Source organism: Desulfitobacterium sp. (assembly GCF_982384815.1).
This window is the reverse complement of sequence record NZ_CEVWNY010000113.1, coordinates 1-9,779: the sequence shown is the minus strand read 5'-3', so window position 1 is coordinate 9,779 and position 9,779 is coordinate 1. Positions and strand designations below refer to the sequence as shown.

General features: G+C 44.2%; 9 protein-coding genes. 1 reads left to right on the top strand and 8 read right to left on the bottom strand.

What is annotated here, in order from left to right:
- From recA to rimO, 7 genes are all read right to left on the bottom strand, one after another.
- Nucleotides 1-551, bottom strand: a 551-nt coding sequence (recA, locus tag AC1U9U_RS13685; RefSeq protein WP_479961111.1) for a recombinase RecA, incomplete at its 3' end; no start/stop codon positions are given.
- A gap of 195 nt (nt 552-746) precedes the next feature.
- Nucleotides 747-2,339, bottom strand: coding sequence for a DEAD/DEAH box helicase (locus AC1U9U_RS13680; protein ID WP_479961110.1), 1,593 nt, complete (start codon nt 2,337-2,339; stop codon nt 747-749).
- 7 nt (nt 2,340-2,346) lie between these two features.
- A complete protein-coding gene (locus tag AC1U9U_RS13675; RefSeq protein ID WP_479961109.1) occupies nt 2,347-3,594 on the bottom strand; it encodes a competence/damage-inducible protein A in 1,248 nt (415 codons plus the stop codon).
- 222 nt (nt 3,595-3,816) lie between these two features.
- Entirely contained in the window at nt 3,817-5,301 is a 1,485-nt protein-coding gene (locus tag AC1U9U_RS13670) for an AAA family ATPase (RefSeq protein ID WP_479961108.1), read from the bottom strand.
- Nucleotides 5,302-5,340: 39 nt separating this feature from the next.
- The gene (locus AC1U9U_RS13665; protein WP_479961107.1) at nt 5,341-5,862 is read right to left on the bottom strand and encodes a hypothetical protein; all 522 of its coding nucleotides are present in this window, start codon (nt 5,860-5,862) and stop codon (nt 5,341-5,343) included.
- Nucleotides 5,863-6,157: 295 nt separating this feature from the next.
- Nucleotides 6,158-6,715, bottom strand: coding sequence for a CDP-diacylglycerol--glycerol-3-phosphate 3-phosphatidyltransferase (gene pgsA, locus AC1U9U_RS13660; protein WP_479961106.1), 558 nt, complete (start codon nt 6,713-6,715; stop codon nt 6,158-6,160).
- Nucleotides 6,712-8,040, bottom strand: coding sequence for a 30S ribosomal protein S12 methylthiotransferase RimO (gene rimO / locus AC1U9U_RS13655; protein WP_479961105.1), 1,329 nt, complete (start codon nt 8,038-8,040; stop codon nt 6,712-6,714). The genes pgsA and rimO overlap by 4 nt, the downstream gene beginning before the upstream one ends.
- A 225-nt stretch (nt 8,041-8,265) precedes the next feature.
- Between rimO and AC1U9U_RS13650 the strand changes: the two genes are divergently transcribed.
- On the top strand, nt 8,266-8,862 hold the full coding sequence (locus AC1U9U_RS13650; RefSeq protein ID WP_479961104.1) for a hypothetical protein: 597 nt from the start codon (nt 8,266-8,268) through the stop codon (nt 8,860-8,862).
- A 131-nt stretch (nt 8,863-8,993) separates the two neighbouring features.
- Here AC1U9U_RS13650 and AC1U9U_RS13645 read toward each other — a convergent pair.
- On the bottom strand, nt 8,994-9,779 hold a 786-nt coding region (locus AC1U9U_RS13645; protein WP_479961103.1), incomplete at its 5' end, for a hypothetical protein.

Below are 9,779 nucleotides of genomic sequence, written 5' to 3'. Positions count from 1 at the left end.
CTGATTGCTCCAGTCAATTTACGGAGAGCTTGGGACATTAATCGGGCATGTAAGCCGACATGGGAGTCTCCCATCTCCCCTTCAATTTCTGCCCTAGGTACTAACGCCGCTACCGAGTCAATGATTATCACATCAATAGCTCCGCTTCGCACTAAAGCTTCGCAAATCTCCAAAGCTTGCTCTCCTGTATCAGGCTGCGATACCAGCAGATTATCAATATTGACCCCTAAAGCTTTAGCGTAGACCGGGTCAAGAGCATGTTCCGCATCGATAAAAGCAGCCACTCCGCCAAGCTTCTGAGCTTCTGCGGCAATGTGCAAGGCTACGGTAGTTTTCCCTGATGATTCAGGCCCGTAAATTTCCACAATTCTGCCCCGTGGTACACCACCGACTCCCAAGGCTATATCAATGGCCAAACAACCTGTAGGAATAACCTCCACCACCATTTTGGCGGAAGCTTCCCCCAATCTCATAATAGAACCCTTCCCAAACTGCTTTTCAATCTTGCTTAATGCCATATCCAGGGCTTTTAATTTATCGGTTTCGGCCATCTCAGTTCCTCCTCAACTTGAATATAATAAATTATCTTAGTCTCAAAACAAACATTTGTTCGATTATATTATACTTTTGCAGGTGAAGCCTGTCAATCCTTTATTTAGAAGAAAATAACAGAGGGGGCTGCTTTCGTGCAAAAAGGCCGCTGTTCAACGGACTTTACAGTCCATTTTACAGCGGCCTCTTATTTTTTATCTGGCCTTAGCCGGTTCCACATTGACCTTGCGGCCTTTGATCATGTTTTGATGCATACAACTAAGGACACGGGTGGCATATTGTTCAGGGACTTCAACAAAAGTGAACTTATCATAGATATTGATCATCCCGATAATATTACCGGGTATCCCACTTTCATCGGCAATCCAACGGACAATATCCTGAGGACGTACTTGCTGAAGGCGTCCGATATTCATGAAGAGACGCACCATGCCGGGAGCTGCTCCCGTATTGCCGAAGAATACTTCATCCTCCTCCCCGGCCCTTTCATCAACTCCCTCTACCGCAAATTTCAGGGCAGCGGCGGCTACATCGATGGAATCGTATTCCTCCATTAAGGCACTAACGATTGACCGATAAGCGCCTAAATGGCTCTTCTGCAAAATCTTAACCAATTGATGCTTTAAGTTTTCGGCCTGACGTTCGCTGACATCGGCCAAAGTCGGGAGTTCTTTACGAATAATTCGAGTCTTAATCAAACGCTCGATCAGGCGAAGCTGGCGATATTCCCGAGGGGAAATCAAGGTGATGGCCTGTCCCTTGCGACCGGCTCTGCCGGTACGCCCAATCCGGTGCACATAAGATTCCGGATCTTGAGGAATATCGAAGTTGATGACATGGGTTACATTATCGATATCCAATCCCCTTGCCGCTACATCAGTGGCGACGAGGAGCTCGGTTTTGCCATCCCGGAACCGCTTCATAACCCGGTCTCTTTGCTGCTGGCTCAAGTCCCCATGCAAAGCATCGGCAAAATATCCTCTTGCCTCTAGGGCAGCCACTAACTCATCTACGCCTCTTTTAGTCCGGCAGAAGATAATGGCTTGGCCAATTTCCTCCATATCAATAATCCGGCAGAGAGCATCTACTTTAACTTTTTCCCTGGTTTCATAAAAGACTTGCTCAATTAAAGGAACGGTCAGTTCATCTCGGCTCACAGCAACAGACTTAGGCTGGTTCATATAACTTTGAGCCAGCTTTTTAATTTCCGGTGGCATAGTCGCTGAGAAAAGCATAACCTGACGTTCTTCCTTAGGCACTTGTTTGAGGATCGCTTCGATATCCTCCACAAAACCCATATCCAACATTTCATCGGCTTCGTCCAATACCACCAATTTAACATATTGCAGTTTTAAGGTTCCCCGATTTAAATGGTCGAGGATCCGTCCCGGTGTTCCTACCACCACTTGACTGCCATAACGTAGTGCTCGAATCTGTCGTTCGATGGATTGGCCCCCGTAGATCGGCAGAGGCTTGACATGACGGTATCTGCCTATTTTGCTGATCTCTTCGGAAACCTGAACCGCCAATTCACGGGTTGGGGTCAGGATAATGGCTTGCACCGCTTGAAACTTAGGATTAACCTTCTCACAAATAGGAATCCCAAAGGCAGCAGTTTTTCCGGTGCCGGTTTGTGCTTGCCCGATTAAATCCACACCCTCCATGGCCAAAGGAATGGCCGCTCTTTGAATGGGGGATGGTTCCTCAAATCCCATTTCCGTTAAAGCCTGTAACACTTGCTTACTTAAACTAATCTCACCAAAGGTCTGTAAACGTTCTGCACTCAATCGCTAGTTAACCCCTTTCACTATTTAACATATAACGGCGAACCCAATCCAGGGCAGCTTGAACAGTGAGCTGCCGAATTGATTCTCGCCCTCCATGAAACTGAAACTTATTCGCTTTAATTCCTTCCGAAGTTGCCAAGCCAATATATACTAACCCTACGGGTTTTTCTTGGCTGCCTCCACCGGGGCCGGCGATTCCCGTAATACTAATACCTAAGTCTGCCTGGGTACGCTGGCGGATACCTGCGGCCATCTCTAAGGCGGTCTCGGCACTAACTGCACCATAAATAGCCAAAGTCTCAGGGTTTACCCCTAAATAACTTTCTTTTAGCGCATTAGAATAACTGATGACTCCACCCAAATAAAAATCCGAGCTTCCCGGCTGTTGGGTAAGCAGTTCACCTAGCATTCCGCCTGTACAGGACTCGGCAGTGGCAAGAGTAATCCCCTGCTTTTTTAAGCTCTCACTCACGAGTCCGAGCATGGTATCTTCGTCCGTCCCAAAAACCTGCTCTCCCAGCCGTCGGCGAATAACTTGCTCTGCCTGATCAAGGACTGGAATTGCTTCTTCCTTATTTCCACGTACCACTAAACGAATATGCATTTCCGAGTGCTTGCATAACAAGGTCATGCCGGGACATTTCTTGCCGATAAAATCCCGGAGCTTTTCCTCCAATTCAGACTCCCCAAGACCGCTAACTTTAATCACTCGAACATGCATTCTTTCGGCATCACCTTGGACTCTTTGCTCCAAAAACGGCCATACATATTCTGTAAACATTGGTTTCATCTCGGAAGGAGGACCAGGTAAAAGGATGATGATTTTATTACTTTTTTGTAAGATCGCACCAGGAGCTGTCCCGTGGTGATTAGGAAGGACAAGGGATCCTTCAGGAAAGTATGCTTGCTTCTTCTCCGCCTCAGGCATTTGGGTACCCCTTTGGGCGAAAAAACTTTGGATTCTTTCCAGACTGGGCGGGTCAAGGAGCATTTTCAAGCCAAAAACCTTGGCAATCAGATCTTTGGAAAGATCATCCTCGGTTGGCCCCGTCCCCCCTGTGATAACCAGTAGATCCGACCGTTGTATACCTTGTTTGATTACTTTTTCCAACCGTTCTTTGTTATCTCCCACAGTTGTATGGTAATCAACTTCAATTCCTAATTCAGATAACTTTCCTGTAAGATAATGTGCACTCGTATTTAAGGTCTGTCCTAATAGTATTTCCGTTCCAGTAGCGACAATTTCAGCTTTCATGATATTTTATCACTCTCCCTCTACAAACGCAAACAATGCTTATAAATAGTATGTAACAAAAAGCAAATTCCAGGTTAATATTTAAAACAATACTTCTTAATTATTTCTCTTCTTTCGTGAACTTATCCTTTTAAAAACACAGTTAATCCGCAGGTTTAAAATCAATTAAAGTCATTGCTGCTCAAAAATAAAAGAGATCCTCAATTGAGGACCTCATTGATATCAAGCGACCGCTTCTTTCCCGATGAGCAAACGTAGTTTTTCACCATCAAGGACTTCTTCCTTCTTTAGCATATTAACAAGCTTATCTAAGGTTTGGCGGCTGTCGAAAATTACCTTGCGGGTTCGCTCTTCCAATTGATTGAGAATCTCACGGGTTACTTTTTGGCGCTGATCTGAACCTAATTTCTCCACATCCACCACTCCCAGAGAAGACATTCCGGAAGCCATCATCTTTTCTACCATATGGAGAGCTTGCTCGTAATCTCCCGATGCCCCTGTACTCCTTGCCCCAAGTACCGTTTCCTCGGCTATGGCACCGGCTAAGGCAACCATAATCTGCTCTTCGATCATATCTTGGGTGTAAAGATATAAGTCATCCTTGGGATAATGACGAACATACCCTAAAGCATTACCCCGGGAACGAATTGAAATCTGGGAAACAGAATTAGGTCTAACATGCTCTGCAAGCAAGGCATGGCCCCCTTCATGAACAGCCACCCGTTGCAATTCTTCATCCGTAGGCTTGCGGTCTAATTTCTCCCCTAAAAGAACTTTTTCCACCGCTTCACGAAAATGAATCATGCTAATTTCTTGAACATCATCCCTTAAAGCAAATACTGCCGCCTCATTGGTCACACTTTCCAGATGGGCACCGGAAAAGCTAAAGGTCTCTTGGGCAATTTGCTCTAAATCAACATTGGCGGCTAAGGGCTTATTTTTCGTGTGAATCTTAAGAATGGCCAGGCGTCCTTCTTTGTCCGGTAAGTCTACCTTAACTTGACGGTCAAAGCGACCAGGTCGCAGAAGGGCCGGGTCCAAAGCCTCAGCCCGGTTGGTAGCGGCAATAACTAGAATCTGAGGCCCTTGTTCATTGCTGCCTAAGCCGTCCATTTCCACAAGGAGCTGGTTGAGAGTTTGATCATATTCATGGTGTGAGACATTGCTCCCGCGCTTGGCGCCGAGAATATCCATCTCATCTATGAAAATTATGGCCCGCTGCTTCTGTTCCTTTTTGGCCAGATCCCTAGCTTTCCGGAATAAACGTCTTACCCGCTCTGCACCCACTCCGGCATACATCTCCACAAATTCACTGCCCGAAATGGCTAAGTATACTGAATCTGTGTAGCGGGCGGCTGCTTTAGCCAATAAAGTCTTTCCGGTTCCCGGGGGACCTGACAATAGAATACCCTTTAAAGGACGAATTCCTAATTCCTTCATACGTTCAGTATATAAAAGAAAATCCAACGCTTCTTGAAGCTCTTTTTTGGCCGCATTTTGACCACCTATGTCGTCAAAGTCGATCGAAGTGCCGGAGATCTGGATACCCTTTTCCGATCCACCCATCATTGGACGTGGCATAAACTTCCAAAAGAGAACACCCAGGAAAATCAAAAGTCCAATCGGTATTACATTATATCCTGCTACCCAAAGATAAAAGAATATGCCGATACTCGCTCCGATTAATATATCTTTAGCTAATTTCACTTACCTTCCTCCTCTCAATATCAGTGGCCGGCAGCACCGTTAGGGGCTCCCCTCGCTGGGAAGAAAAGCCTTTTGGCCGTGACGCTCAATTACCGAAACTAATTGATGCTCTCCTTTATCTAAAGTCAAATAGATAGCTTCATTATCCATAGAAAGATTTAACACTACTCCAGCCTGCTCTGCTTGGTTAGCCAGGTTTTCCTTCATTTGTGTAAAGTTTCCCATGACTATTCCCTCTTGAATGGCAAACTGCATCTGTTGAAAAACTTCTTCCAGCTCGGTCGATCGTTGGTCAACTAAGCGAATGGGATGATTTCCAGCTATTCTTTTTAACTGCTGGGAGATATTTTGGAGATTTCCCACTTGGTCTGTCTGAACAATCATTTCCGTAGTCCCTTGTTGATCAATAATTTCGGCGGAGACAACCCCTTTGATCTGTTGACTTTCCTGTATCAAAGATCCTTTGATCCATTTATTCTCATATATAAGCTTACCACCCAGCAATAAGCTGAAAATAAGTATACTAACTAAGCTAATAACTGTAATCCGTTGTTTAGTCATAACTCTCCTCCAAACTTTAACTTCATGCAAGGTTATAATAATTATAATAGTTTAGGAGTCTTTTACAATATCGAATTTATGAAAACTCAAACATATTAAACCTTCTTTTGCTTATAACATAGAGTCTATATTCAATTATATACAGCTTGGCTTCATCATTATATCACGACTTATATACCTTACTCGCTGATAAATATTGCCATGAATGTACAAAACAACAGAGTCTTCCTTCCTATGGAAAACTCTGTTTACCTGTACCTTCAGTATTTATTTAAAGTTAAAGTAAACTTACTGATTACTTTCTTAAAATTTTCCTTGATTTTACGAGATAATCCACACCGGAAATGATGGTAAAGAAAAGAGCGACATAAAGAAGGGGTTGCCCTAAATAAATATTCAGGACGGAAAGCGGCCAATCATTAAGGAGGATCAAGGATATAGCAATCACCTGAGAGACGGTTTTGATCTTACCCAGCTTGCTGGCCGCAATCACGGTTCCATCTGCGGAAGCAATGGCCCGCAAGCCTGTTACCGCAAATTCCCGAGCCAATATCACCCAGGCAATCCAAGCCGGTACATCTCCTAATTCCACTAAAGCAATTAATGCCGCCGAAACCAGCAGCTTATCGGCCAAGGGATCCATGAACTTCCCAAGCACGGTAACTTGTCCCCGTTTACGGGCAATATAACCGTCCAAACCATCAGTAGTAGCAGCCAAAATAAATATTACCGCCGCCACCAAATCCTGATGAGGAAAAATTGGTTGACCCTTAGGGAATTGCAAAAGCAAAAAGGCCATAAATATGGGAATTAAAATTATCCGGGCCATTGTGAGTCGATTGGGTAAATTCACTGCACAACCTCTCCCACTAAATCGTAACTATCTGCTTCCATTATCTTAACCTGAACAAAATCTCCGATTGCAAGGGTTATCGGGGAATGAACATACACGACACCATCAATCTCAGGGGCATCACCTTCACTACGCCCGACCCAACGCTCATCCGCCAATTCCTCTTCAATAAGAACTTTCAAAGTTCGACCAACCCACCTCTGTTGCAGCTGATAGGCAATATCCTGCTGCAATCTCATCAGTTTATCACGCCGTTGCTCCCGAATTTCCTCGGGAATCTGATCTTCCCTCTTAGCCGCGGGAGTAGACTCCTCCTGAGAATAAGCGAAAGCTCCCAAACGGTCAAAGCGAATTTTCCTGGCAAAATCCAGAACCGCCTCAAATTCCTCTTCAGTTTCTCCGGGGAAACCGGTAATCACGGTTGTGCGCAGGCGTAAATCGGGCATTTCCCGGCGCAATTTATAAATTAGTTCCTCCGCTTCCTGTATCGTACCTCTTCGATTCATTTCACGCAAGACTTTATTATGTGCATGCTGAAGAGGCAGATCCAGATAACGACAGACTTTCGGAGTATCTTTCATAACCTGAATCAATTCATCTGTAAATAGCTCGGGATAACAATACATCAAGCGAATCCATTGAATTCCCTCAATCTTAGCGATCTCTTCAATCAGGGCAGGAAGCCGATACTCCCCATACAGATCTTTGCCATAGCGAGTAGTGTCTTGGGCAATCAATAATACTTCTTTTACACCTTCTTCGGCCATTGCCTTGACTTCTTGAAGGATGGATTCTATTTTGCGGCTGCGAAAGTGCCCCCGAACATGGGGTATTACACAGTAAGTGCAGTAATTGTCGCACCCTTCAGCTACTTTAACATAGGCATAATGCTTAGGGGACAAACGAACCCTGGGCATGGATTCGTCATAGATAAAGGCCGGTGCCTCTGTAGAGATCTTCCGTACCTTATCTTTTTCCGCCTCCTCAAGAGTCTCAAGAATCTCAGTTATATTCCCAGTGCCCATTACACCATCCAACTCCGGAATCTCTGCCATCAGCTCATCGCCATAGCGTTGAGCTAAGCATCCCGTAGCCACAAGGGTTTTACATTTTCCTTCTGCTTTATACCGGGCCATCTCAAGTATGCTATCGACAGATTCGGCTTTAGCACTTTCGATAAAAGTACAGGTATTGACAACGATTACATCTGCTTGCTCAGGCGCGCCGACAACCTGATATTTTTCACCGATGCGTCCGATCATAATCTCACTATCAACCTGGTTCTTGGGACATCCTAAAGTCACAATGGCAACTTTCTTATTCAAAACTTGCACCTCTATGATAGATCTTTCAATCTGGTATATTGTATGTAACTACTTATCTAGTATAAACTAATTTTTCCCTAAGTGTCAAAACTAATTATCAAGGCAATAATATAGGAGTTTTTTGATTACATATTGCCTATTTCCTTTAGTAGGCAAAAAGGTTACACTAAAATAATGTTAATAGCATTTACCCCCATAATATCTAAATTATTGCGAGGTGCAGGCATGTTAAACGAAACTCTATCACCGGTAGATCAATGCGGGTGTGGCGATACCGGCTATCTTACCTCACGGAATATTCCCATCGCCCTCAATCATGGTGCGGGTAAAGTCATCAATGTCCCTGTCTATTCCTGTGACAGCTCCATATGCGATGAATATACTATTCCCTCCGAGGTAGCTAGCCGCCTGGATGAAATAGCCGAAGAGATGGAAGCTGCCGGGCTGCTATCAGTAGAGTTTACTTGGGAATCTACAAAAAATAAGGTGGCCCCAGATTATCAGACCTCCCTAGTTCAAGGCTTTATCTGGAAGTTCCATGGCCGTGCTTATGAAGATGCCCAGGTTGTTTTGGTCATCAGCGGGAATACAGCTATTTTACAAAGTAAAATCGACCCCACTGAGTACTATATTCTTAAGCATCTTGAAGAAAGCAAAGACGGAATATATTTTTCCTTCGCCAAATTTTACACGGAGGACGAGGAGTTAACCTATGAGAAATACCTTGACCTAGATCCTTCCTTTCAAAAAGAGTTAGGGGTCTTAAAAATGGCGGAAGTAGAGGATATGCTGATCGAAGAGTTTGGAGACCTTTGCGGGTAAACTAGGTTTATTAAAATGGCACCAAAAATGGCAACCGCATCTATGCTATCAACGGTTCTTCGGTGGGCACACATAAAAAAGGAACCAAGCCGAAATATTTTACTTGGTTCCTTTTTTCTCATTCCTAGTTATTATTTAACCGAGACTGTAACTTCCACTCTATTTTCATAGGCCTTTTCAAGAGCTCCTATAAAATCACCATGTGGATCCCTGAGGCTAACCGTTGCCCCGGAAGTGACATCAGCAAGTGCTTTTTTCTCCGCATCTGTTAACTTGGCATATTTCTCCTGGTCTTTGGGGTCTTTGGCATCAGCTCTTAGAGGACGCCCATTAATATCGGATGTATTCTTGGCAAACCAATCTTTGACTTCGGCAACTGTCTTGCCCTTCATAAATTCCTGAAACTTACCAAACTGTTTTGACCAATTCATGCCATAATCTTGATCACCACGTTCACGCTTTGTTTTCCAGTTAGAAATTTCTTTTTTAGCACTATCTTCAGTACTAGCGGCAGCATTTACATAGCCGGCCTGACCAGGAAAACCTGAGAAAATCGGGGCACCCTTTTCTACATGTTCCTTATCATTAGGGGAGAATACTTCTAAGCCGTCAAAAGTAACATTGACAATTTTTCCATCTTGATCAAAAAGTGCCGTTGCCATAGTGTAATTTAGCGTATAGATCTGTTTATCATTCTCATCTTTTCCCGGACCAACACGGAATATTGCCGTTTGACCTGATCCTTGATAGAGTTTGACCTGAGAGACTTTTTCAGGTTGAACAGCTGTTGCCTTAGCGGGTTGAGAGGCCGGCGGTTGAGAAACCGGAGCTTGCGCACTCTGATTTGAACTACAACCTACTGTTAATAATGCCGTGGTTAAAATAAGTGCTGTGGTAATAACCTTTGCTTTTCCCAT

Bases quoted from the DNA above. Each gene is read 5' to 3' on its own strand.
- AC1U9U_RS13675 (WP_479961109.1), bottom strand. From the start codon at position 3,594: ATGAAAGCTGAAATTGTCGCTACTGGAACGGAAATACTATTAGGACAG.
- AC1U9U_RS13665 (WP_479961107.1), bottom strand. From the start codon at position 5,862: ATGACTAAACAACGGATTACAGTTATTAGCTTAGTTAGTATACTTATT.
- AC1U9U_RS13650 (WP_479961104.1), top strand. From the start codon at position 8,266: ATGTTAAACGAAACTCTATCACCGGTAGATCAATGCGGGTGTGGCGAT.